The sequence below is a fragment of the Jiella mangrovi genome (assembly GCF_017815135.1).
In the GTDB taxonomy this organism is placed as follows: Bacteria; Pseudomonadota; Alphaproteobacteria; order Rhizobiales; family Rhizobiaceae; genus Jiella; species Jiella mangrovi.
On the sequence record NZ_JAGJCF010000007.1, the window covers coordinates 1 to 23,318 of the forward strand.

At 65.2% G+C, this 23,318-nt stretch carries 28 protein-coding genes; 18 read left to right on the plus strand and 10 right to left on the minus strand.

The window, feature by feature from the left end:
• Positions 1–298: 298 nt before the first annotated feature.
• The 9 genes from pheT to rpmI form a co-directional block, all read right to left on the minus strand.
• Complete coding sequence (pheT, locus tag J6595_RS11840; RefSeq protein ID WP_209594775.1) at positions 299–2,713, minus strand: phenylalanine--tRNA ligase subunit beta; 2,415 nt, start codon at positions 2,711–2,713, stop codon at positions 299–301.
• Positions 2,714–2,779: 66 nt separating this feature from the next.
• The gene (locus J6595_RS11845; protein ID WP_209594776.1) at positions 2,780–3,181 is read right to left on the minus strand and encodes a hypothetical protein; all 402 of its coding nucleotides are present in this window, start codon (positions 3,179–3,181) and stop codon (positions 2,780–2,782) included.
• Positions 3,182–3,236: 55 nt separating this feature from the next.
• Positions 3,237–3,656, minus strand: a complete 420-nt coding sequence (locus J6595_RS11850) for a GFA family protein (RefSeq protein WP_209594777.1) — start codon at positions 3,654–3,656, stop codon at positions 3,237–3,239.
• A gap of 38 nt (positions 3,657–3,694) precedes the next feature.
• Positions 3,695–4,153: a hypothetical protein gene (locus tag J6595_RS11855; RefSeq protein ID WP_209594778.1), complete on the minus strand. Its 459-nt coding sequence runs from the start codon at positions 4,151–4,153 to the stop codon at positions 3,695–3,697.
• Positions 4,146–4,466: a hypothetical protein gene (locus J6595_RS11860; RefSeq protein WP_209594779.1), complete on the minus strand. Its 321-nt coding sequence runs from the start codon at positions 4,464–4,466 to the stop codon at positions 4,146–4,148. The genes J6595_RS11855 and J6595_RS11860 overlap by 8 nt, the downstream gene beginning before the upstream one ends.
• Before the next feature lie 55 nt (positions 4,467–4,521).
• A complete protein-coding gene (gene pheS, locus J6595_RS11865) occupies positions 4,522–5,610 on the minus strand; it encodes a phenylalanine--tRNA ligase subunit alpha (protein WP_209594780.1) in 1,089 nt (362 codons plus the stop codon).
• A 145-nt stretch (positions 5,611–5,755) separates the two neighbouring features.
• Positions 5,756–6,478: a sulfite exporter TauE/SafE family protein gene (locus J6595_RS11870; protein WP_245198257.1), complete on the minus strand. Its 723-nt coding sequence runs from the start codon at positions 6,476–6,478 to the stop codon at positions 5,756–5,758.
• 440 nt (positions 6,479–6,918) lie between these two features.
• Entirely contained in the window at positions 6,919–7,338 is a 420-nt protein-coding gene (rplT, locus tag J6595_RS11875) for a 50S ribosomal protein L20 (RefSeq protein WP_209594782.1), read from the minus strand.
• Between the two features lie 43 nt (positions 7,339–7,381).
• Entirely contained in the window at positions 7,382–7,582 is a 201-nt protein-coding gene (gene rpmI / locus J6595_RS11880) for a 50S ribosomal protein L35 (protein WP_209594783.1), read from the minus strand.
• A 297-nt stretch (positions 7,583–7,879) separates the two neighbouring features.
• Here rpmI and trpS point away from each other — a divergent pair, with 297 nt between their 5' ends.
• The 18 genes from trpS to trmB all read left to right on the plus strand — a co-directional run bounded on the left by trpS (position 7,880) and on the right by trmB (position 22,910).
• Positions 7,880–8,944 carry a tryptophan--tRNA ligase gene (gene trpS / locus J6595_RS11885; RefSeq protein WP_209594784.1) on the plus strand — a complete coding sequence of 355 codons (1,065 nt, stop codon included), beginning with the start codon at positions 7,880–7,882 and terminating at the stop codon, positions 8,942–8,944.
• 74 nt (positions 8,945–9,018) lie between these two features.
• Positions 9,019–9,276: a hypothetical protein gene (locus tag J6595_RS11890; RefSeq protein WP_209594785.1), complete on the plus strand. Its 258-nt coding sequence runs from the start codon at positions 9,019–9,021 to the stop codon at positions 9,274–9,276.
• The gene (locus J6595_RS22950) at positions 9,273–9,569 is read left to right on the plus strand and encodes a type II toxin-antitoxin system RelE/ParE family toxin (protein WP_209594786.1); all 297 of its coding nucleotides are present in this window, start codon (positions 9,273–9,275) and stop codon (positions 9,567–9,569) included. Before J6595_RS11890 ends, J6595_RS22950 begins: the two co-directional genes overlap by 4 nt.
• A 57-nt stretch (positions 9,570–9,626) precedes the next feature.
• Positions 9,627–10,118 carry a universal stress protein gene (locus J6595_RS11900; RefSeq protein WP_209594787.1) on the plus strand — a complete coding sequence of 164 codons (492 nt, stop codon included), beginning with the start codon at positions 9,627–9,629 and terminating at the stop codon, positions 10,116–10,118.
• A 174-nt stretch (positions 10,119–10,292) separates the two neighbouring features.
• Complete coding sequence (locus J6595_RS11905) at positions 10,293–10,865, plus strand: NifU family protein (RefSeq protein ID WP_209594788.1); 573 nt, start codon at positions 10,293–10,295, stop codon at positions 10,863–10,865.
• A 79-nt stretch (positions 10,866–10,944) separates the two neighbouring features.
• The gene (locus tag J6595_RS11910; RefSeq protein WP_209594789.1) at positions 10,945–11,166 is read left to right on the plus strand and encodes a type II toxin-antitoxin system Phd/YefM family antitoxin; all 222 of its coding nucleotides are present in this window, start codon (positions 10,945–10,947) and stop codon (positions 11,164–11,166) included.
• Between the two features lie 41 nt (positions 11,167–11,207).
• Positions 11,208–11,465 (plus strand): PIN domain-containing protein, encoded by a 258-nt coding sequence (locus tag J6595_RS22955; RefSeq protein WP_425342149.1) that lies wholly within the window; start codon positions 11,208–11,210, stop codon positions 11,463–11,465.
• The gene (tsaB, locus tag J6595_RS11920; RefSeq protein WP_209594791.1) at positions 11,453–12,208 is read left to right on the plus strand and encodes a tRNA (adenosine(37)-N6)-threonylcarbamoyltransferase complex dimerization subunit type 1 TsaB; all 756 of its coding nucleotides are present in this window, start codon (positions 11,453–11,455) and stop codon (positions 12,206–12,208) included. The genes J6595_RS22955 and tsaB overlap by 13 nt, the downstream gene beginning before the upstream one ends.
• 149 nt (positions 12,209–12,357) lie before the next feature.
• Positions 12,358–12,870 carry a GNAT family N-acetyltransferase gene (locus J6595_RS11925; protein ID WP_425342150.1) on the plus strand — a complete coding sequence of 171 codons (513 nt, stop codon included), beginning with the start codon at positions 12,358–12,360 and terminating at the stop codon, positions 12,868–12,870.
• A gap of 102 nt (positions 12,871–12,972) precedes the next feature.
• Positions 12,973–13,764, plus strand: a complete 792-nt coding sequence (gene olsA, locus J6595_RS11930; RefSeq protein WP_209594793.1) for a lyso-ornithine lipid O-acyltransferase — start codon at positions 12,973–12,975, stop codon at positions 13,762–13,764.
• 144 nt (positions 13,765–13,908) lie between these two features.
• Complete coding sequence (miaB, locus tag J6595_RS11935; protein ID WP_209594794.1) at positions 13,909–15,339, plus strand: tRNA (N6-isopentenyl adenosine(37)-C2)-methylthiotransferase MiaB; 1,431 nt, start codon at positions 13,909–13,911, stop codon at positions 15,337–15,339.
• Positions 15,336–16,382, plus strand: a complete 1,047-nt coding sequence (locus tag J6595_RS11940; protein WP_209594795.1) for a PhoH family protein — start codon at positions 15,336–15,338, stop codon at positions 16,380–16,382. Before miaB ends, J6595_RS11940 begins: the two co-directional genes overlap by 4 nt.
• A gap of 138 nt (positions 16,383–16,520) precedes the next feature.
• A complete protein-coding gene (gene ybeY / locus J6595_RS11945) occupies positions 16,521–17,066 on the plus strand; it encodes an rRNA maturation RNase YbeY (protein ID WP_342453172.1) in 546 nt (181 codons plus the stop codon).
• Positions 17,067–17,129: 63 nt separating this feature from the next.
• Positions 17,130–18,212, plus strand: coding sequence for a hemolysin family protein (locus J6595_RS11950; RefSeq protein WP_425342144.1), 1,083 nt, complete (start codon positions 17,130–17,132; stop codon positions 18,210–18,212).
• A 100-nt stretch (positions 18,213–18,312) separates the two neighbouring features.
• Positions 18,313–19,995: an apolipoprotein N-acyltransferase gene (gene lnt, locus J6595_RS11955; RefSeq protein ID WP_245198258.1), complete on the plus strand. Its 1,683-nt coding sequence runs from the start codon at positions 18,313–18,315 to the stop codon at positions 19,993–19,995.
• A gap of 138 nt (positions 19,996–20,133) precedes the next feature.
• Positions 20,134–20,559, plus strand: coding sequence for a helix-turn-helix domain-containing protein (locus tag J6595_RS11960; RefSeq protein ID WP_209594797.1), 426 nt, complete (start codon positions 20,134–20,136; stop codon positions 20,557–20,559).
• Between the two features lie 190 nt (positions 20,560–20,749).
• Entirely contained in the window at positions 20,750–22,015 is a 1,266-nt protein-coding gene (gene metK, locus J6595_RS11965) for a methionine adenosyltransferase (protein WP_209594798.1), read from the plus strand.
• 193 nt (positions 22,016–22,208) lie between these two features.
• The gene (gene trmB, locus J6595_RS11970; RefSeq protein WP_209594799.1) at positions 22,209–22,910 is read left to right on the plus strand and encodes a tRNA (guanine(46)-N(7))-methyltransferase TrmB; all 702 of its coding nucleotides are present in this window, start codon (positions 22,209–22,211) and stop codon (positions 22,908–22,910) included.
• Positions 22,911–22,923: 13 nt separating this feature from the next.
• On the opposite strand, the gene J6595_RS11975 is transcribed toward trmB, so the two are convergent.
• Positions 22,924–23,316 (minus strand): VOC family protein, encoded by a 393-nt coding sequence (locus tag J6595_RS11975; protein WP_209594800.1) that lies wholly within the window; start codon positions 23,314–23,316, stop codon positions 22,924–22,926.
• Positions 23,317–23,318 lie beyond the last annotated feature (2 nt).

Sequence of the window (23,318 nt, forward strand, 5' to 3'; positions counted from 1 at the left end):
CAGCCTCATGCAACTGTTCAGGTTTCGAAGACGGCGCGGGAAGGGGCCATGCCAGGCACCGGTCTGCCTTGCGGACGACCAGGATTCTCTCGGCCTCCTTCCCGCCTCCCACCATACACCAACGGCCTCCTTCCCGCCTCCCACCATACACCAATTCGAACACACAGGATTCTCGGGACGGGGCCCGAGAATGACGAAGCGTCGAATGGTGCGCCTTATCGATCAAGCCGTGGCCGGCCCTCGAGGATCGTGTCGTGCACTGCGGCGTCCGTTCGGACGCACGCCGCTCTAGGGCCGATCAGCCGCGCAGGGTCGCGCCGGTCGCTTTCTGAACCTGCGAGACGATCTTCGCCGAAACCGCCTCAAGCTCCTCTTCGGTGAGGGTGCGCTCGGCTGGCGCCAGGGTCACCTCGATGGCGACGGACTTCTTCGCTTCGCCGAGCGCGGAGCCGGCGAAGACGTCGAAGACCCTCACTTCCCTGACCAGCGCCTTGTCGGCGCCCTCGGCGGCCCGCACGATCCGGCCCGCCTCGACCTGATCGTCGACGACGAAGGCGAAGTCGCGCCGCACCGGTTGGAAAGGCGAAAGCGTCAGGACGGGCTTGGTGCGCGTCGGCTTCTTCTTCGGCTGGGGCACCTTGTCCAAAAACACCTCGAAGCCGCAGAGCGGGCCGGAGACGTCGAGGGTCTTCAGAACGGTCGGATGGAACTCGCCGAACTCGGCGATGACCACCTTCGGCCCGAGCTTGATGCGGCCCGAGCGGCCGGGGTGATACCACTCGCTCGCCGGCGCCTCGATCATCAGCTTGTCGGCCGGGAAGCCGGCCGCTTCGAGGACGGCGAAGGCATCGGCCTTGGCGTCGAAGACCGACACGGCGGGCGAATTGCCGGCCCAGTCGCGGCCCGTCCCGTCCAGTCCGGCCGTGCCCCGGCGGATGCCGCCGGCAACGCGCTTCTGGCCATCCGGCAGATCGGAGACATAGACCCCGGCCACCTCGAACAACGCCGTGTCGCCATAGCCGCGGGCGGCATTGCGGCGGGCGGCGGCGATCAGCCCCGGCAGCAGCGAGGGCCGCATGTCGGAGAGATCGGCCGAGATCGGATTGGCGAGCTTCAGCGACGCATCGCCGCCGCCGAAGGCTTTCGCCTCGGCCTCGGAGACGAAGCTGTAGGAGACGCACTCGACCATGCCGCGCGAGGCCAGCGCCCGGCGGGCGGCCCGGTCGCGGATCTGGGCCGTCGTCAGGATCTTGCCATTGACGGCCGCCAGCGAGGCGAGCGGCGCCGGCTTGATCTCGTCGACGCCGTGAAGACGCATGACCTCTTCGACGAGATCGGCCTTGCCGTCGACATCCGGGCGCCAGCTCGGCACGGTGGTGACAAGGGTCTCGCCCTTTCGGCGGGGCTGAAAGCCGAGAACGTCGAGGATGCGCTCCTGCTCGGCCGGCTCGATGGCGAGCCCCGTCAGCCGCTGGAACTCGGTCAGCGGCAGGACGACCTCCTTCGGCTCGAAGGGTTTGACGCCTTCGACGACGCGCTTGGACGCGGTGCCGCCGCACAGATCGAGCACCATCTTCGTGGCCAGATCGAGCCCCGGCTCCATGAAGGCCGGGTCGACGCCGCGCTCGAAGCGGTAGCGGGCATCGGTGATGATGCCGAGGGCGCGGCCGGTGCGGGCGATGTCGAGCGGCTCCCACAGCGCCGATTCGATCAGGACTTCGGTGGTGGTCTCGTCGCAGCCCGAATGCTCGCCGCCCATGATGCCGGCGATGGATTCGACGCCCTTGTCATCAGCGATGACGCAGGTGCCGGCGGCAAGGGTGTATTCGCGCTGGTCGAGGGCGAGGATGGTTTCGCCCTCTTGCGCGTCCCTAACCTTGAGGGCGCCCGCCACCTTCTTCGCGTCGAAGACGTGGAGCGGCCGGCCGCGATCGAAGGTGATGTAGTTGGTGACGTCGACGAGGGCGTTGATCGGGCGCAGGCCGATCGCCTTCAGCCGCTTCTTCAGCCACTCCGGCGAGGCGCCATTCCTGACGCCGGACACCCGGCGGAGCGCGAAGCCGAGACAGGTCGCGCTGGAAACGTCGAGCGCGACGCCGACGTCGCCCTCGCCTTCGATGCGCGGCACCTCGGGTGTCTTGAGCGTGCCGAGGCCGGAGGCGGCGAGATCGCGGGCGATGCCGAAGACGCCGGTGGCTTCCGGGTGGTTCGGCGTCAGGTTGATCTCGATCACCGGATCGATGAGATCGGCGTAATCGGCATAGCGCGTCCCAACCGGCGCGTCGGCCGGAAGGTCGATGATGCCGTCATGGGCCTCGGAAAGTTCGAGCTCGCGCTCCGAACACATCATGCCGAAGGATTCGACGCCGCGGATCTTGCCGACCGACAGCGTCGTGTCGATGCCGGGAACATAGGTGCCGGGCAGCGCCAGAACGCCGACGAGGCCTTCGCGGGCATTGGGCGCACCGCAGACGATCTGCAGCGGCTTGCCGTCGTTGACCTCCGGCCCGGCATCGACCGAGAGGAGCTTCAGACGGTCGGCATCCGGGTGCTGAGAGGCGGCGATCACCCGGGCGATGCGGAACGGTTCGAACACCGCCCGGTCGTCGACGGATTCGACCTCGAGGCCGATCATCGTCAGCCGCTCGCAGATGTCGGACAGGCTCGCCTCGGTCTCGAGGTGATCCTTCAGCCAGGAGAGTGTGAATTTCATCGGGTCAGCACTTCATTCGGTTCGAAACAGGACGTCGGTCCGCCGACTTGCGCCAGCGGTATCGGACTAGGAAAGCGTTCGATCGGCCTTGCCGCCAAGATCGGACGCTTTGCGTCCGGCGCGCACGAAGCGATAAGTGAACAGCGCGACGACGGAAAACACGACATAGAGAAACGTGAGCGATGTCGTCGACAGGGACGAGCCGAAGACGATCTTCTCGGCGACGAGCGGCACGACCACGCCGGTAAAGAAGGACGCGATCGCCGCCCCCGTCGCAGGTAGAACGCGATAGTAGAAGGCGAACAGGCCGACGGTGAGGAGGACGATGATCCACCGGCCGATCGACGCGACCATGCCGGTGACCGAGAGGTTGAACAGCACCCAGCCGAGGATGTCGACGACGAAGAGGCCGACGATGGCCCCGGCCAGAACGGCGATGATGTCGAGAACGAGCAGGCGGGTTTGCATTTCGGGGGTCCGTTCGGAATTTTGGGTTTGGCGGTCTTGCGTCGCGACGGGTCGTTCAGGGCCGGGGAACGCCGCCCTTATCGCGAGCCGGCAGATCGATGGCAATGCAGGCGAAGGGCAGCCTTTCGGCTGCATAGGCCTGCAGCGTCGGCTCGTAGCGATGCGGCGCGTCCATCGCGCCGAGATTGAAGTAGATCCTATCCGGCAGCCGCGTGTCGTAATAGGCGATCGGCGCCCCGCATGTCTCGCAGAAGCTCCGCCTGGTCGGCCCGCTGCCGTAGCCTCTCCCCTCGCCGCCATCGAAGCTCACCTCGCTGCGATAGAAGCCAACAAAGGAAAGAAATGGCGCACCGGACGCCCGGCGGCAGTCCTCGCAATGGCACAGAGACGCGAAATGCGGATCGGCGGAGGCCGCAAAGCGGATCGCGCCGCAGCGGCAGCCGCCGGTGTGGTGAGGGGTGGAGGGGTGGGTCATGGCAAGTTCCGATTTGCGCTGCAACGTCGCATGGCCAGTTAGTCCTTCCTCACGCGAAACAGCAGGCAGACCGCAAGTTTGCGGCAGTCCGCAACACTGAGGCTGCGCAGAGCAGCTATCACGTTTCGGGCCTGCACGATGAGATCGGCTACTTGGCTCAAAGAGAAAAGCGAGGGATCGCTCGGCAGATAGTCGGCCCTGGCCCGTTCGATCTGTAGCTGAACGACGGACTGGCCGATCATCCGAAACCGTTCGTCGTCCTTCAAGGGAAACTGAAGGAAGACATTCTTGAGCGGTCCATGGTCGAGCGAGCGGTAAGTACGGGCATACTCCCAGCTGTCGGAGTTCATCTGCGGCAGCAAAGTGCTGGCTGCAAGGTCGGCCAAGGCATGAAAAACCGCATAATAGGCCGTGCTTACGGCCTTTCGCCGCGAGGATTGGTTCTCGCCGCCCTCGCGCAGGAGGGCTTCAGCCGTCAGAAGGAGGTCGTCAACCATCGTTCGAACCGGGATTAACGGCTGACATACCGACTCCGGAGGCAGGATCGGGACGGCGATAGGTCAAAAGCGCAAACCGCGCGTCTCCGCGATCGAGCAAAGCGCCCCAGATCTCCCCGCCCACATCGAGCATGGCACGGCCCGATACCTGCCGATCGACGTCCACCGTGAGCCTCAGAACCATGTCGCCGTCGAAATCCTCCTCGGAGCTGACGACAACACCACGATAGCCGAACTCCTTCAGCCGCTCCCGCAAGAGGGGATCAACAAGGCGGCGCGCTTCATCGTCACTCAACACCGTGATGATCGACATCCCGTTTTCCTTCCTGCTTCTGGGGCCTAATCCAGCGGCTCCCCGTCTTTGACTTTTACCCCTGGCTCAAGCCCCCGAACAGCGTCGGCATGTCGAGCGGGCGGAAGCCGTAATGCTCCAGCCAGCGAACGTCGGCGTCGAAGAAAGCTCTGAGATCGGGCATGCCGTATTTCAGCATGGCGATGCGGTCGATGCCCATGCCCCAGGCAAAGCCCTGATAGACGTCCGGATCGAGCCCGCCGGCGCGCAGGACGTTGGGATGCACCATCCCGCAGCCGAGGATCTCCATCCAGTCATTGCCCTCGCCGAAGCGCACCTCGCCGGCTTTCGACCGGTCGCACTGGATGTCGACCTCCATCGACGGCTCGGTGAAGGGGAAGAAGGACGGCCGGAACCGCATCTTGAGCTGCGGCACCTCGAAGAACGCCTTGCAGAACTCCTCCAGCACCCAGCGCATGTTGGCGATGGTCGCGGTCCTGTCGATGACGAGGCCCTCGACCTGGTGGAACATCGGCGTGTGGGTGGCGTCGGAGTCCTGCCGGTAGGTCTTGCCGGGAATGACGATGCGGATCGGCGGCTCCTGGGCTTCCATGGTGCGGATCTGCACCGGCGAGGTGTGGGTGCGCAGCACCTTGCGCTCGCCCTTGTCGTCCGGCGAGAGGAAGAAGGTGTCGTGCATCTCGCGGGCGGGATGGCCCTCGGGAAAATTCAGCGCCGTGAAATTATAGTAGTCGGTCTCGATGTCCGGCCCTTCGGCGATCGAGAAGCCCATATCGGCGAAGATCGCGGTGATCTCGTCGATCACCTGGGAGATCGGATGAATGCGCCCGCGCGCCGCCGCGCCCTGGCGTACAGGGAGCGTCACGTCGAGGCGCTCGGCGGCAAGCCGTGCGGCGATCGCCGCCTCGGCCAGCACCTCGCGCCTTGCCGCAATCGCAGCCTGCACGCGGTCGCGCAGGCCGTTCAGCCTCGGGCCGGCCTCCTTGCGCTCTTCGGGGCTCATCTTGCCGAGCCCCTTCATCATCTCCGAAATCCGGCCCTTCTTGCCGAGCTCGGCAATGCGGATCGCCTCCAGCGCTGCTTCGTCCTTGGCAGCGGCGATCTTTTCGGTCAGCTCGGCCTCGATCGTGTCGCTCTCGCTCACGCGGTCACTCCAAACATGTCAAGTCGCCGGACACCCGGCCATTCTCGACGCCTCGTTAACGCAAGGGGCGGGATGATGGAAGCGCGGCGGCCCGAACGACGGTCCGCCAACGATGCGAATAGGCCGATTGCCCGGCCCGTTACTCTCACGATCGCAGCAGCGGGTCGAGAACCGGCAGGCTGATGATCGTCGCGCCCGCGATCAGGCCGTAGCAGATCCAGCGATAGGTCCGGTCGCTGGCTTTGCCAAAGAGTCGCGATCCGGTGAAAAGGCCCAGGCCGTAAAGCGGCGTGGCGGCCCATGCGAGAGGCACCAGCGACCACTGGAAAAGACCTCCGACCGTGTAGCTGACGGTGGTGACGAGGGTTCCGAATGCGAAGAACATGACGATGTTCGCCCGCACCTTCGCACCATCTGAGCCCGTTCCCAGCCAGTATGCGACGACCGGCGGCCCGCCCGCCCCCGCAGCGCCCGTGAACATGCCCGACATCCATCCGACCGCCACGGTCAGAAGCGGTGGCCTCCGGCCCGAATAGCGCCAGCCCGAAAGCAACAGGACGAGAAGACCCGTCACCATCGCGGCGATGAACCAGCGCACGGTCAGCGGCGAGACCAGCGCGAGCAGCGCCGTCCCAAGCGGGATACCGACAATCGCCCCGATCGCCATCACGGCAACGCCGCGAATGTCTGCCCGCCCCAGCGCATTCGGGATCAGGCCGGATGCAGCGATCCCGTCGACGATCAGAAGCAGAGGCGCCGCAAGCTTCGGCCCGATCAGCGAGCTTGCAAGCGGAACGAAGATCAGCGCGGCGCCGAAGCCGGAAAAGCCTCTCGCCAGCCCTGCAATCAGGGCGAAGGCGGCGATCAAGACGACATGTTCCGTGGGAAGGGATGATGCGAAGTCGAACAATGCCGGACACTCCCCTGCCTCGAACGCCCCTGCCTCGAACGCAAAGACCCGCGGCTCGCCGCGGGTCTTGAAAGCATCAGAACGCCCTGCGTCCTATTGGACGCCATAGTGCATGAGGGGCGGCCGCGACTTGATCGAGAAGGCGCACCATTCGACGCTTCGTCATTCTCGGGCCCCGTCCCGAGAATCCAGAAACGTTCGACAAAACAGACGCTTAATCGGCGCACTGGATGCTCGGGACGGGGCCCGAGCATGACGAGCGCGATATAAACACACGCCTGATCTCGGAGTGCCAAGCCTTCGATATGCGCCGTTCGACGAGACTGTCGTCCACTATGATTGGACGCGGGAAAAACGCTCTGAACGTCTGAATCTGCGTATCGGAAAGGCTAAGCCGCTCAGGCCGCCTTCTTCTCGCCGACAGCCCGCTCGTAAGCGTTCGGGAACTCGCTCTCTTTGAGATAAGCAAGAGCGGTCTTGGCCTGCTCGCATAGGGCGGCGAAGGCCTCCGGCTCGTGGATCGCGATGTCCGACAGAACCTTGCGATCGACCTCGATGCCGGCCTTGGCGAGACCGTCGATGAAGCGGCCATAGGTCAGGCCATGCTCGCGGACGGCAGCGTTGATGCGCTGGATCCACAGGGCGCGGAAGTTCCGCTTCTTCACCTTGCGGTCGCGGGTCGCATACTGCTTCGAGCGGTCGACGGCGGCTTTCGCGGTGCGGATGGTGTTCTTGCGGCGGCCGTAGAAACCCTTGGCCTGCTTGAGAACCTTCTTGTGCTTTGCGTGGGACGTGACGCCCCTTTTGACGCGTGCCATGATCTAAACTCCTGAAATCAATCTATGCCGGGATACGCGCCGCTCAGCGGTCGTAGGGCATGTAGGTCTTGACGATCCGCTCGTCGGGCTTCGACAGGATCATCGTGCCGCGCGCGTCGCGAATGAAGTCGTTGGAGCGTTTGATCATGCCGTGGCGCTTGCCGGCGGCACCGGCCTTGACGTGGCCGTTGGCGGTCATGCGGAAGCGCTTCTTGGCGCTCGCCTTGGTCTTCATCTTGGGCATTTTGCTCTCCTGATTAAGAGGATCGCGACTTGAAGCTCCACCGCCTCTCGGCGCCGGGACTGACTGCCTTCTCTCAAAGGAAGTGTCGCGAACAGCATTTGGAGCCGCCACGGCATGCCCTGCCGGCCGGCTCTCGTCTGAACGCGGGTCTCTTACGCGAGAGGCGGGACATGCGCAAGGCTCTCGTGCCGGTTGGTGCCGGTTTTCGTCGCCGCACCGCCCACTGCTTGATCGCCGCCCTCCCCTCCGCCATAAGGCCCGGCAATATCAGTGAAGCTTTCCCTCGGGAGCCACCCCATGAGCGATTTCGCCCCCCGTGTCTTTTCCGGCGTCCAGCCGACCGGAAACCTGCATCTCGGCAATTATCTCGGCGCGATCAGGAAATTCGTCGCCCTGCAGGAAAGCCAGGACTGCATCTATTGCGTCGTCGATCTGCACTCGATCACCGCGCAATTGGTGCACGAGGATCTCAAGAGCCAGATCCGCTCGATCACCGCGGCCTTCCTCGCCGCCGGCATCGATCCCAAGCGCCACATCGTCTTCAACCAGAGCCGGGTGTCCGGCCATGCGGAGCTTGCCTGGATCTTCAACTGCGTCGCCCGCATCGGCTGGATGAACCGGATGACCCAGTTCAAGGAGAAGGCCGGCAAGGACCGCGAGAACGCCTCGCTCGGCCTCCTCGCCTATCCGAGCCTGATGGCGGCCGACATCCTTCTGTATCGCGCCACCCACGTCCCCGTCGGCGACGACCAGAAGCAGCATCTGGAGCTGACCCGCGACATCGCCATCAAGTTCAACAACGACTTTTCCGAGCGCATTGCCGAAGCCGGCCTCGGTACTGAGATCGCCGTGGGCGAGGAGACGGTGAACGGCTATTTCCCGATCACCGAGCCGCTGATCGGCGGCGAGGCGACGCGCGTCATGAGCCTGAAGGACGGCGCCAAGAAGATGTCGAAATCCGATCCCTCGGATTTGTCGCGCATCAACCTCACCGACGACGCCGAGCAGATCGCCCGCAAGATCAAGAAGGCCAAGACCGACCCCGACGCCCTGCCCTCGGAGCCCAAGGGCCTCGAAGGCCGCCCCGAAGCCGACAATCTCGTCGGCATCTTCGCAGCACTGGCGGAGAAGACCAAGGCGGATGTCCTCAGCGAATTCGGCGGCCGGCAGTTTTCCGAATTCAAGCCGGTCCTCGCCGATCTCGCCGTCGAAAAGCTCTCGCCGATCAATGGCGAGATGCGCCGGCTGATCGACGATCCCGGCCATATCGACGCGGTGCTGAAGGACGGCGGCGAGCGGGCCGGCGCGATCGCGGAAAAGACGATGCGCGACGTGAAGGACATCGTCGGGTTTTTGCGGTAGGCCGCCGAGGGCTCGCGAAAGCGTCGATCTTCGGCTATCTTCGGACCACCGTCATTGGTTGCGCGAGAAATGTGATGGCCAAGGAACCACTGACTTTGACCCTTTCGGGTGTCGCGGCCGACAAGCTCCGCCGCCTGTCGGAAGCTTCCGGGCACGATCCCGCCGCCTATCTCGGTGTCATGCTGGACGAGCATTTCGCGGAAGACATGGCCGAGATCGCCGAGTTGAAGCGGCGGATTGCCGATGTAGAGGCAAATGGCGGCATCGACCATGAAGACGCCATGACGGAGATTCGCGCCATGCTGGCGCCGGATAAGCGCCTTTCGGCTTGAGGAAAATCGTCTGGGCACGGGCAGCGCGAACAGAGTTTCGCGAGGCAATGCGGTATCTCGGCCGTCACGATCGCTCCGCTGCGCGGCTCGTTTCCGAGCGTATTTCAGCAGCGGTCTTACTTGTCGCGAAGCACCCGGTCGGCCGTCCGACGAAAATACCGGGCGTCTACGTCAAGCTCATTGTGAAAACGCCTTACGTCATGACCCATCGTGCAAATGTCGGCGAAATCGAAATCTTGCGCCTCATCCATCAGCGACAGTCGAGCGCGCCCAGCGGAGACGCCTCGTCCTGACCTTTGCCGCTTTGCCCCACCTTGCCGACACCGCCCTTACCCGCCATCTTAATGCCCATGGTTTCGAAACGACTCGGCCGCGACGCGGGCGGCAAGCGCAAATTCCTGGCGATCATCGACGGCACGCCCGAATGCGGCCGGGCGGCCTCCTATGCCGCCTATCGGGCCAAGGCGTCCGGCGGCGGGGCGGTGCTGCTCTACGTGATCGAGCCCGGCGACTTCCAGCACTGGCTGGGGGTGGAAAAGCTGATGCGGGCCGAGGCCGAGGAAGAGGCCCATAATGCGCTCGCCAAGGTGGCCGAGGATCTGCGCGAGATCGTCGGCATCGAGCCCGAAACGGTGATCCGCGAGGGCAAGATCATCGAGCAGATCCACGCCCAGATCGAGGCGGACCGTGAAATTGCGATCCTGGTGCTCGCAGCTGGCGAAGCCGGCGAAGGTCCCGGCCCGCTGGTTTCGGCGGTGGCCGGCAGGGGCGCGGCCTTCCCGATCCCGGTGACGATCGTGCCGGCCTCGCTCACCGACGACGAGATCATCAGCCTGAGCTGAGCCGCATCGAGCGATCGCCGGGAAATGCTCCGCGCGGCTTCGCTCGCAAGACAGAGCGATGGCGGCGACCGGTCACAGGACGCGCCCGGCCCCCCATCTGTTGCGGGAGGCGCAGCCAGCCGATAGGTTTCGATCAATTCCAAACGATGCCGGCATGACCGGCGAGAGGCAACGATGTTCATCCAGACCGAAGTCACCCCGAATCCCGCCACCTTGAAGTTCCTGCCCGGCAAGGTGGTGGTCGAACGCGGCACCGAGGAGTTTTCCTCCATGGAGGAGGCCGAGGCGCGCTCGCCGCTGGCCGCCAAGCTGATGGCCATTCCGGATGTGTCCAGCGTCTTCTTCGGCTACGACTTCGTCACCGTGACGAAGAGCGGCGCCGAGTGGCAGCATCTGAAGCCGGCGATCCTCGCCGGCCTGATGGAGCACTTCATGTCCGGCGAGCCGGTCATGGCGGCCTCCGGCGCCCCGGCGGCCAGCAGCGGCGAAGAGTTCTTCGAAGCCTCCGACGAGGCGACCGTCGCGACGATCAAGGAACTTCTGGAGACCCGCGTGCGCCCGGCCGTCGCCCAGGACGGCGGCGACATCACCTTCCGCGGCTTCAAGGACGGCACGGTCTATCTCAACATGCGCGGCGCCTGCGCCGGCTGCCCATCCTCGACCGCGACGCTGAAGCACGGCATCCAGAATCTTCTCCGCCATTTCGTGCCGGAGGTGCAGGAGGTCGAGGCCGTCGAGGCGGCTTGAGCTGGCACGTTGATCGCAGCGCCCTGATGGCTGAGCTTGCGGCCGCGAATCGGAAGCGGCTCGAGGGAAGGTGAATCAGATGAAGGTCTCCATCGCAGAAGCCGAGAACTGTCTCGACGATCTCGCCAGCCGCGCGGCCGCCGGCGAAGAGGTGATTTTGACCCGCAATGACGAAGCCGTCGTTCGACTTCTTCCCATTCAAATTCGAAAAAAGCGCAAGATCAGCAAGGAATTCTTCAAGGCACTGCAGGCCGAGGTCCGGGCCAAGGCGACCCCCGGGCCGTCTGCGGCCCGCAGCTAGGACTTTCTCTACGACGAGAACGGCCTGCCAGATTGATCGTCGTGGATACGTCTGCCCTCATCGGCATTCTTTTCGGCGAACCGGAGTCAGATGCCTGTACCGATGCCGTGCAGGACGCTGAACGCATCTTGATCTCCGGCGCCACTTTGGCGGAAGCGCTCATCGTCGCTGCCCGAAAGGGTTTTGGCCCTCAGATGCAGCGACTGATCGAGAAGATCGGGCCAGATGTGATCGCCCTCCGTCGAACAGCCTCGCAATTTTCCACCCCAGCCCACCCGTGTCCCCGATGCCCCCGCTGATCCTTGCCATCGACACCGCCTTTTCCCGCTGCATGGCGGCTGTCTTCGATGCCGTCGGCGACGGCCGCCTGCTTTCTGCGACGGAACCCGAAATCGGCAAGGGACATGCCGAGCGGCTCGTCGGCGTCATCGACGACACACTTTCTGACGCCGGCGCCTCCTATCGCGATCTCGGCCGGATCGTCGTCACAACCGGCCCCGGCTCCTTCACGGGCATTCGGGTCGGCGTCGCCGCCGCGCGCGGCCTCTCGCTCGCACTGGATAGTCCGGCCATCGGCGTCTCGACGCTCGCAGCGCTCGCCCATGGTGTCTTGGCTTCCGAGAAGGCGCTCGGCAGCGAGGAAGGCGATGAAATCCGCTCGCCCGTTCTTGCAATCCTCGACGCGCGCAGGGGCGAGGTCTATGCGGCGCTTCATTCGGCAAACGGCGATGAACTGAACGGGCCGGCGGCGCTGGCGCCCGAACTGCTCCACGATTTCGTCGCTCCGGCGATGGGGCAGGCGTTCAAGGACGTCCCTCTCCGCCTTGTCGGCAGCGGCGCGGCGATTGCGGCGGCGCATCTCGCCGGCCATCGGTGCGTCGTGGCGAGCGAAAGCGACCGCATCGACCCTGAAGTTCTCGCCCGGCTCGGTGCCGCGATAAGGCCGGGTGACCCGCCGCGTCCGCTCTATCTGCGCGGCGCCGACGCCAAGCCTTCCTCGATGCGATCGCTGCGTGAACAGGGCGGGGAAAGCATTCCCTAATTCCCTTCGCGCTATCATATTAAGCTGAATGAGCGATCCCGCCGCCGAAGCCTGGCCGTTGGGGGAGCATGCATGGCATCGACGGGCTATGAGGATCGCCGCGGACCGATGTCGGGAGGACGAGCGTCATGTATTGGTATCTGCCCTGGATGTGGACGGCGAACTGGCTGGAAACCTGGCTCGGCCAGGGCGAGCCCTTCGTCGCCGAACTTGCCGACAATGATCTCGACGCCGCCGCCGAACTGCACAGCGAGGCGTTCGACCAGCCCTGGTCCGGCGACGAGCTCGGAACGCTCCTGGCGCAGCGTGGCAGCTTCGGTTTCGTCGCGCGCATTACCGGCATGCCACACAGCGCGCCGCTCGGCTTCGTTCTCGCCCGCCTCGTCGCGGGGGAAGCCGAAATCCTGACGATCACCGTGGCGCGCCGAAACCGGCGGGCGGGCGTCGGGCGCATGCTGATGGATCAGGTGCTGCAGAAGCTCCATGCCGAGCGGGCGCACTCGCTGTTCCTCGAGGTCGACGAGGAAAACCAGGCGGCGCTGAGGCTTTACAAGCGGCTGCGTTTCGAGGAAGTGGGGCGGCGCCCCGCCTATTATCAACATCCCGACGGTCGGCGGACCAGCGCCCTCACCCTGAAGCGGAGCCTCGTTCCCACGGCCTGACGCCGCTCGTTGCGAAAAGGCCAGGAACCCGAGCGGATCGTGACGTCCAGCCAGCATGCATAGCCTCAGCCGCCATAACTTCAGCCCCAAGACCGAAACAGCATGATCGCCTCGGCGCGCGTCGTCTTCGTGGCCGTCGCTCTCGTCACGATGACGCTGATCCTTTGGCCGTTGCAGGCGCTCGCCATGCGGCGCGGCTGGCCGATCCAGCGCAAGCTGCCGCATCTGTGGCACCGTGTCGCCCGCCGCGTCGCCGGGCTGAGGGTTCACGTGACCGGCACGCCCGCCGCCGGGCGGCCGCTGCTCCTCGCCTCCAACCACCAGTCCTGGTCGGACATCATGGTGCTTGGCGGGGTGATGCCGCTCTCCTTCATCGCCAAGGCCGAGGTGCGGGACTGGCCGGCCTTTGGGCTCCTGGCAAAGCTCCAGCGCACGGTCTTCGTCGAGCGCGAGGCGCGCGGGCGCACCGGAAAGCAGGCTTCGGAGATCGCCAAGAGGCTGTCGGAAGGCGACGCGATGGTGCTGTTTGCCGAGGGCACGACCTCCGACGGCAACGAGGTTTTGACCTTCAGGACGGCGCTCTTCGGCGCAGCGCAGCTCGCCTTGCGCGATTCGACCTCCGGCTCGGTGCTGGTCCAGCCCGTCGCCGTCGCCTACACCCATGCCAACGGCCTGCCGCTCGGGCGCTATTTTCGCCCGCTCGCGGCCTGGCCCGGCGACGTCACCCTCGGACCGCATCTTACGGCGTTTCTGAAGGAAGGGGCCATCGACGCGACCGTCGCCTTCGGCGAGCCGATCGCCTTCACCGGGACGTCGGACCGAAAGGCGATGGCCCGCAGCGCCGAGGAGAGCGTGCGCCGTCTTCTGGCCGACACGCTGGCGGGGCGTTCCTGACACACGCGAAAAGACGCCGAAGCGGCTTGCGCAATGTCATGATGGCGTCGATATATGGTGGCAGTGAAAAGCTCCTGACGCCCCGTTTGCCGACGGCCTGCGGCAGGGCGAGACCACGGAACGAAAGCCTGAACTGAAGGGCGCATGACGGATACCAGCCAAGCGACAGTTTCGCCGACGAACCCTGCCGGTTCGCGCAAGGTCTTCATCAAGACATATGGCTGCCAGATGAATGTCTACGATTCCCAGCGCATGGGCGATGCGCTGGCGAGCGACGGCTATGTGGCGACCGCGGCGATGGAAGAGGCCGATCTCGTCCTCATCAACACCTGCCATATCCGCGAAAAGGCCGCCGAGAAGATCTATTCCGAGCTCGGCCGCATCCGCAAGATGAAGTCCGAGGGCGAGCTTGCCAAGGATCTGCGGGTCGCCGTCGCCGGCTGCGTCGCCCAGGCCGAGGGCGAGGAGATCATTGCAAGGGCGCCCGTCGTCGACCTCGTCATCGGCCCGCAGACCTATCACCGCCTGCCCGAGGCGCTGGCGCGGGTCGCAAAGGGCGAGCGGGTGATCGACACCGACTACGCCGTCGAAGACAAGTTCGACCATCTGCCGCAGGCCAAGCCCGCGCAGCTCAAGGCCCGCGGCGTCACCGCCTTTCTCACCGTGCAGGAGGGCTGCGACAAGTTCTGCACCTTCTGCGTCGTGCCCTATACGCGCGGCGCCGAGGTCTCGCGCTCCTTCGTCCAGATCATCGACGAGGCCCGCCAGCTGGCCGAGGCCGGCGTGCGCGAGGTGACGCTGCTCGGCCAGAACGTCAATGCCTGGCATGGCGAGGACGCGGCCGGCCGGCCCGTCGGCCTCGGCGGTCTCCTCTTCGCACTCGCCGAGATTCCGGGTCTCGAACGGCTGCGCTACACCACCTCCCATCCCCGCGACATGAACGACGAACTGATCGCCGCCCATCGCGATCTCGCCGAGTTGATGCCCTATCTGCATCTGCCGGTGCAGTCGGGCTCCGACAAGATCCTCAAGGCCATGAACCGTCGCCATACGGCAGAGGACTATCTGCGGCTGATCGACAGGATCCGCGCGGCCCGGCCGGACATCGCGCTTTCCGGCGATTTCATCGTCGGCTTTCCAGGCGAGAGCGACGCGGACTTCGAGGCGACGATGCGGCTGATCGAAGAGGTGGGTTACGCCTCGGCCTTCTCGTTCAAATATTCGCCCCGCCCCGGCACGCCGGGCGCCGAGATGGACGGGCATGTGGAAGAGCCGGTGAAGGTCGAGCGGCTGGCAAGGCTGCAGGAACTCGTGACGAGGCAGCAGCGGGCCTTCGCCGAGAGCCTTCTCGGCCGCACATTGAGCGTTCTCGTCGAAAAGCCCGGCCGGCATCCGGGCCAGATCGTCGGGCGCTCGCCCTATCTCCAGCCCGTCGTAATGGCGAAAACCGCCGGCGCGATCGGCGATGTCGTGACGGTCGAGATCGCCGAAGCCGTCGCCAACTCCTTGATCGGCAAGGGTGCCATGATGTTCGATCCTTCCACTTCGCACCAACCAGCAGGGATGGTCGCATGAAATCAGTGCGCGGCGCGGCCCCGGTTTCCGGCGCATCGGACATGGCGCACATCGTCCTCAACTTCGAGGACAATCGGCTGGCGAGCGCGCTTTTCGGCCAGTTCGACGAACATCTGGCGCTGCTCGAGCAGAAGCTGGGCGTCGATGCCAGGGCGCGCGGCAACAAGGTGGAGATCCGTGGCGAGGCCTCGGCCGTCGAGCAGGGACGACGCGCCCTCGATCATCTGTATGAGCGCCTCCAGAGCGGCAGCGACATCGGCTCCAAGGATGTCGATGGCGCGGTCCGCATGGCGATCGCCCAGGACGACCAGCTCGTCCTGCCGACCCTGGAGAAAAAGGGCCGGATGGCGCTCGCCCAGATTTCCACCCGCAAGAAGACGATTCATGCCCGAACGCCCACCCAGGACGCCTATATGCGCGCTCTCGACCGGGCCGAGCTCGTCTTCGGCGTCGGCCCCGCCGGCACCGGCAAGACCTATCTCGCCGTCGCCCATGCCGCGCAGCTTCTCGAGCGCGGTCAGGTCGACCGCATCATCCTGACGCGGCCGGCCGTCGAGGCCGGCGAGCGGCTCGGCTTCCTGCCGGGCGACATGAAGGAAAAGGTCGATCCGTATCTGCGGCCGCTCTACGACGCGCTCTACGACATGATCCCGGCCGAGAAGGTCGAGCGGGCGTTGACGGCGGGTGCCATCGAGATCGCGCCGCTGGCCTTCATGCGCGGTCGCACGCTCGCCAATGCCGCGGTGATTCTCGACGAGGCGCAGAACACCACGTCGATGCAGATGAAGATGTTTCTCACCCGTCTGGGCGAGAACGCCCGCATGGCCGTGACCGGCGACCCGTCGCAGATCGATCTGCCGCCGGGCCAGAAATCGGGCCTCGTCGAGGCGCTGCGCGTTCTCGACGGCGTTTCCAACGTCGTGACGGTTCGCTTCGAGGCCAAGGACGTCGTGCGCCATCCTATGGTCCAGGCGATCGTCGAGGCCTATGAGCGGGACGCGACGGAGCAGCGCGGCGCCAGCGGCCTGCCCCTCGATCGGTGAAATCGCCATGACGCCACCGGGAGAACCGCGAGGATTTCGACGCGGTGAAAACCATATGAGCGAAAGTGCGGGAAGATGAGCGCTGCGCGCGAGACGTCTTCGACAGACGGGCAAGAGGCGGACGGGCCTGAGGGGAACGTGAGTTTTACTCAGTCCCTGCCGGGTTTTGCCGCGACCACCGTGGTGATCGCGGTCGAGGCGGATGGCTGGAGCGACAGGTTCGCAACCGGCGAGCTTTCGTCGCTGACGGGGCAGGCGCTGGCCGCCGCCTGCCGCCATCTCGGCCTTCCCGAGAGCCTGGAAACGGAAATCTCCGTCACCTTCGCCGACGACGAGACGGTCCGCGCGGCCAATCGCGAATGGCGCGGCAAGGACAGGCCGACGAATATCCTGTCATTTCCGATGGCGGCGCTCGATCCCGGCGACTTGCCAGGCCCGCTCGCCGGCGATCTTCTCGTGGCGTTCGAGACCCTCGAGCGGGAAGCCGAAGCGGAGGCGAAAGCCCTCCCCGACCATCTCCGCCATCTTCTCGTCCACGGCTTCCTCCACCTTCTCGGCTACGATCACGTCGAGGACGAGGACGCGGCCGCGATGGAGGAGGCGGAGGTTGCCATCCTCGCCGGGCTCGGCATATCGGACCCTTATCGCGAAATGGCAGCGCCCGATGGACCGCCATCTCGATGAGCGGTCTCGCAACTCTGCCGATAATCCTCTATCTTCAGGGCCACAAACACTTTGAGTGAGACGATGCCACGCACTGATACCGCCGCAGAGCGACCGCCCGTGGAGGCGGCTTCCGCGAGCGAGGATAGCGCCGGCGACGACCGAAGTCGCCCGCCCTCCGTCCAGCCCGTGCCCGCCGGCCACGGCGGACGAGGCTTCTTCGACGGCCTGTTCGACCGGTTGCGCCCGCGCATGCCGAGGCTTGTCCGGGAAGACCTGACCAAGGCGCTCCTGACCCAGGGTCAGGAAGAGGACGCCTTCTCGCCCACCGAGCGGGCGATGCTCAACAACATTCTGAGGCTGCGCGAGGTCCGCGTCGAGGACATCATGGTGCCGCGCGCCGACATCCGCGCCGTGGAGATCACCACCACCCTCGGCGAGATGATGAAGCAGTTCGAGGCGAGCGGCCATTCGCGCATGCCGGTCTATGGCGAAAGCCTCGACGATCCGCGCGGCATGATCCACATCCGCGACGTCGTCAGCCACATCACGCGCGTCGCCCGGCCGGCCAAGCCGCAGAACGGCAATGGCACGGCGGCGAAGAAGCCGCGCGCCGGCCTCGATCTGAGGCAGATCAACCTCGCCCGCAAGGTCGAGGCGCTCGGGATCATCCGCAAGGTGCTGTTCGTGCCGCCCTCCATGCTCGCCACCGACCTGATGGCGAGAATGCAGGCCGCACGCATCCAGATGGCGCTGGTCATCGACGAATATGGCGGCACGGACGGCCTCGTCTCGCTGGAAGACGTGATCGAGATGGTGGTCGGCAACATCGAGGACGAGCACGACGACGAGGCGGTGATGATCACCGAGCGCGGCGACGGCATCTTCTATGCCGATGCCCGCGCCGATCTCGACGACGTCAAGCGCGTCGTCGGCGAGGATTTCGACATCTCCGAATATGAAGAAGAGGCCGATACGATCGGCGGGCTTTTGTTTTCCGAGCTCGGCCGGGTGCCGGCGCGGGGCGAGGTCGTACAGGCGGTCCCTGGCTTCGAGTTCCAGGTGCTGGAGGCCGATCCGCGCCGGGTGCGCCGAGTGCGGATCGTGCGCTTCCGCCAGGGCGAGAAGCGACGGCGCATCGTCGAGGGTCTCGCCGATCAGGCGTGATCCGAAGACAGGCTGACGAAAGTCATCTGGCGTCAATTGCCGTTCTACGATAAGCCCAGCGTCAAGGGCCAAAAGCATCGGGAACTGCGGGCGGGGGCGGTTGAGCGCAGCGATAAGCCAGAGCGAAAACGCGGGTGCGGGCAGGTTCATCGACCGCCTCGCTGGCCGGGTGATGCTGCTCGAAGGGCTGCCGCGCGTCCTTGCCGCGATCGCGGCGGGCGCGCTGGCGACGCTCGCGCTGCCGCCGATCGACTTTCCCGCCAGCGCCTTCGTCGCCTTCCCCGTCCTCGTCTGGCTGCTCGACGGGATCGGGGCACGTCAAACGCTCTTGCGCACGCTTCTCGCCGATTTCTGGATCGGCTGGCTGTTCGGCTTCGGCTATTTCGTGGCCGGGCTGTGGTGGCTCGGCAGCGCGATGCTGGTGGATGCCGCCGCTTTCGCCGTGTTCATCCCCTTCGCCGTCCTCGGCCTGCCTGCCGTTTGCGCCGTCTATTTCGGCCTGTCGACGATGCTCGCGCGGCGGTTCTGGTCGCACAGCGCCTTTCGGATCCTGGTTCTCGCAGCCTCTTTCGGCCTTTTCGAGTGGCTGCGATCCTTTGTTCTCACCGGCTTTCCGTGGAACGAGATCGGCGTTCTCGCAGCGCCGACGCCGATGCTGATGCAGAGCGTCAGCCTCGTCGGCATACACGGGATCAGCCTTCTGGCCGTGTTCGTCTTCGCGGCGCCCGCCGTGCTGGCCGACAGGCACGGGCGCGTGCCGGTCGTCACGCTCGCCGTCCTGATTGCGGCCGGCCATATCGGTTACGGCTACGTCCGGCTCGCCGCCAATCCGACGAAATTCGTCGATGGCACCCGCGTCAGCGTCGTCCAGGCGAACATTCCCCAGTCCGACAAGTTCGACGAGGCCGCAGCCCAGAAGATCTTCGCCCGCCAGATCGCCGTCACCGAAAAGGGCCGGGAGGCGCGTCCCGCAAAGCCCGAACAGGGGACTGGCGCCAAGATCGTCGAGACGGCGCCGCAGGAGCGCACCTTGATCGTCTGGGCGGAATCCTCGCTGCCCTTCATCCTCACCGAGCGCCCCGAGGCGATCGCGAGGCTTGCCGACATGATCGAGCCCGGCGAGATGCTGATCGCCGGCGCGCCGCGCATCGAGACCCTCGCCTCGGGCCGCGAGCGCCTCTACAACTCCGTCCTCGTCATCGACGACAATGGCGAGATCGTCGATGCCAGGGACAAGGTGCACCTCGTCCCCTTCGGCGAATACATGCCCTTCGGCCGGTTTTTCGAAAGCCTCGGGATCATGAATCTCAGCCAGATGCCGGGCGGCTTCTCGGCCGGCAGCGCGCACGATCCGGTGCCGATCGACGGGTCGCCGTCCTTCCTGCCGCTGGTGTGCTACGAAGCCATCTTCCCGGCCGAGATCGCGCCCAGCATAGCCAAGGACCGCCCCGGCTTTCTCGTCAACGATACCAATGACGGCTGGTTCGGCAACACGCCGGGCCCCTACCAGCATCTGAGGCTGGCCGAACTCTCCGCCGTTGCCCTGGGTCTTCCTTTGATCAGGGCTGCCAATACCGGCATTTCCGTCGTCACCGACGCTTACGGCCGGGAGATCGACGCTCTCGCGCTCGGGGCGACGGGTACGATCGAATCCGCGCTTCCGGCGGCGGCGCCGGCAACGCCTTATTCCCGCCTTCGAAATCTTCCCTTCTTCGTACTCTTGGTTGCAAGTTTCGCGATTTCAGTAAGCATATGGTTATTCATCAGCCGGCAATTGGATTGACATCGCGGCGGTAATGAGCGACGCCGTTGGCGATGATAAGGATTTGTGAGTTTCTGTTCATGCTCACGCAAGGCCCTTACCATTTGGCCTCCCGGCTGGCGTAGCCCCTGGGTGGCAAGAAGCGAGAAGGCGTAAGCGATGCAGGAGAGCAAGAAGAAGCCCAACCCGATCGACACGCATGTCGGATCGCGGGTCAGGCTTCGACGTACCATGCTCGGCATGAGCCAGGAGAAACTCGGCGAGGCGCTCGGCATCACCTTCCAGCAGGTACAGAAATACGAGAAGGGCTCGAACCGGATCGGCGCAAGCCGCCTGCAGAATATCTCCGATGTTCTCAGCGTGCCGGTCGCCTATTTCTTCGAAGACGCACCGAACTCGCCGGGTTCGGGCGGCGGCGGCCTGCAGGAATCCGGCTCCGACTACGTGGTCGATTTTCTGTCGACATCCGAAGGGCTTCAGCTCAATCGCGCCTTCGTCAAGATCGCCGATCCGAAAGTCCGCAAGCGCGTCATCGACCTCGTTCGCACCCTTGCCGGCTCCGCCGAAGAGCTGCCGAAAAGCTGAAAATTTGCGCCATTTCGGCGCTTTTTAGCACTTAATCTCCTTGACCTGATAGTGCACGTGCCGCAAACCCCACCGCGGCCAGCGGGTAATTCCGCGCCCCAAACTCTTCCATCCCGGCCGCGTTTGCATCGGCAGTGATGTGGATTGTCCGCATCTGCCGGCTCGTGCGGCTTCATCAGAGGGAATTAGGATGCCACGCAGCGACTACCTATTCACCAGCGAAAGCGTGTCCGAAGGTCATCCCGACAAGGTCTGCGACCGCATCTCCGACGAGATCGTCGACCTGGTCTATCGGGAAGCCAAGAAGGCCGGCGTCGATCCCTGGTCGGTGCGCATCGCCTGCGAGACACTGGCGACGACCAATCGCGTGGTGATTGCCGGCGAGGTCCGTTTGCCGCCGTCGCTGATGAAGACCGACAAGAACGGCAAGGACGTCATCAACCCCTCGCGCTTCAAGTCGGCGGCACGCAGGGCCATCCGCAATATCGGCTACGAGCAGGACGGGTTTCACTGGAAGACCTGCAAGATCGACGTTCTCCTCCACTCCCAGTCGGCCGACATCGCCCAGGGCGTCGACAAGGCCCATGAGATCCGCGACAAGGCCGGCGCGAACGACATCGAGGAAGGCGCCGGCGACCAGGGCATCATGTTCGGTTATGCCTGCAAGGAGACGCCGGAGCTGATGCCGGCGCCGATCTATTATTCGCACAAGATGCTCGAACTGCTCGCGGCGGCCAGGAAGGCCGGCGAGGGCGAGGTCGCCCGTCTCGGCCCCGACGCCAAGAGCCAGGTGACGATCCGCTACGAGAACGACAAGCCGGCTGCCGTCACCTCGATCGTCCTGTCCACCCAGCATGTCGACGAAAGCTGGGATTCGGCCAAGGTTCGCCAGGTGGTCGAGCCCTATATCCGCGAGGCGCTCGGCGACATGCCGATCGACGACGACTGCATCTGGTACATCAACCCGACCGGCAAGTTCGTCATCGGCGGCCCGGACGGCGACGCCGGCCTCACCGGCCGCAAGATCATCGTCGACACCTATGGCGGCGCGGCGCCCCATGGCGGCGGCGCCTTTTCCGGCAAGGACACGACCAAGGTCGACCGCTCGGCCGCCTATGCCGCGCGCTATCTCGCCAAGAACGTCGTCGCGGCGGGTCTTGCCGAGAAGTGCACGATCCAGATCGCCTATGCGATCGGTGTCGCCCAGCCGGTCTCGGTCTATGTCAACCTCCACGACACCGGCAAGAATGTCGGCGAGGCGGAAGTGGAGAAGGCTATCCGTTCGGTCATGGACCTGTCGCCGACCGGCATTCGCCGGCATCTCGACCTCAACAAGCCGATCTACGCCAAGACGTCGTCCTATGGCCATTTCGGCCGCAAGCCCGGCCGGGACGGCTCGTTCTCCTGGGAAAAGACCGATCTCGCGCCGAAGCTGAAGGCAGCGCTCAAGGCCTGACCCTTCGCCGTGCCACGCCCTGCCGCGCCCCCCGACAGCCGATCACCGGCGCGGCGCGGCGCAGGGCAAGGTGAGAAAACCATCGGGCCCGGCCAGCGCCGGGCCCTTTGCTTTGTCCTGCACGATCGAGACGATCGCTATAAAGGGCCTGCGTCTCGCCATCGCCGGCCGCATCGAACCGGAGCCATCTCCCATGGTCGCAGAGGACCGTCCCGAACGTCGCCGCGAAGCCTTTTTCGGCCGGCTGAAAGGCCCGAAACTTCGCCAGCATCAGGCCGATCTCATCGAGCAGCGCCTGCCGCATCTTCGCGTCGATCTCGCACAGCCGGCTCCGGCCGATCTGGCGCGCCTGTTCGAGGCGCCCGTCGAGCGCGCGAGGCTGGAAATCGGATTTGGCGGCGGCGAACATCTCCTCCACCGTTCGGGCGAGGATCCCGCCTGCGGCTTCATCGGCGTCGAACCCTTCGTCAACGGCATGGCCAAGCTGCTCTCGGCCCTCGAAGACGCCCCGCGCGACAACCTTCGGCTTTACGACGACGACGCGGCGATGCTGCTCGACTGGCTGCCGGATGCCTCGCTCGACGCCATCGATCTCAACTATCCCGATCCCTGGCCGAAGAAGAAACACTTCAAGCGCCGCTTCGTGAACGCCAGGAACCTCGACCGCTTCGCCCGCGTCCTGAAGCCCGGCGGGCTGTTCCGCTTTGCCTCGGACATCGACACCTACGTCAACTGGACGCTGCGCCACGTCGCCGATCACGCCGGCTTTAACTGGACGGCGCAGCGACCGGCAGACTGGCACACGCCCTTCGACGGCTGGCCGGGCACGCGCTACGAGGCAAAAGCCATCCGCGAGGGGCGGCCGCCGGCCTATCTGACGTTCCAGCGCCGCTGACGACAGGGCTGCCTTACGTCGGCTCGATCAGGTCCCAGCGATTGCCGCAAAGGTCCTCGAAGACAGCGACCTTACCATAGGGCTCGACGCGTGGCGCCTCGATGAACCGGACGCCAGCCGCGGCCATGCGCGCGTGATCTCTTGCGAAATCATCTGTCTCGAGAAAAAGAAACACTCGGCCTCCGCCCTGCTTTCCAACGAAAGCGCGCTGCGAATCATCGGCCGGACGGGCGAGAAGCAATTCCGCACCCGCCCCGTTTCCCGGGGCAATGCGAACCCAGCGCTTGCCATTACCAAGCGGCGTGTCTTCGACGAGGACGAAATCGAGACGATCGCAGAACCAAGCGATCGCGAGGTCATAGTCTTCTACCAAAAGCGCCATACGGGCGACCGAGCGGCGGGTCATGG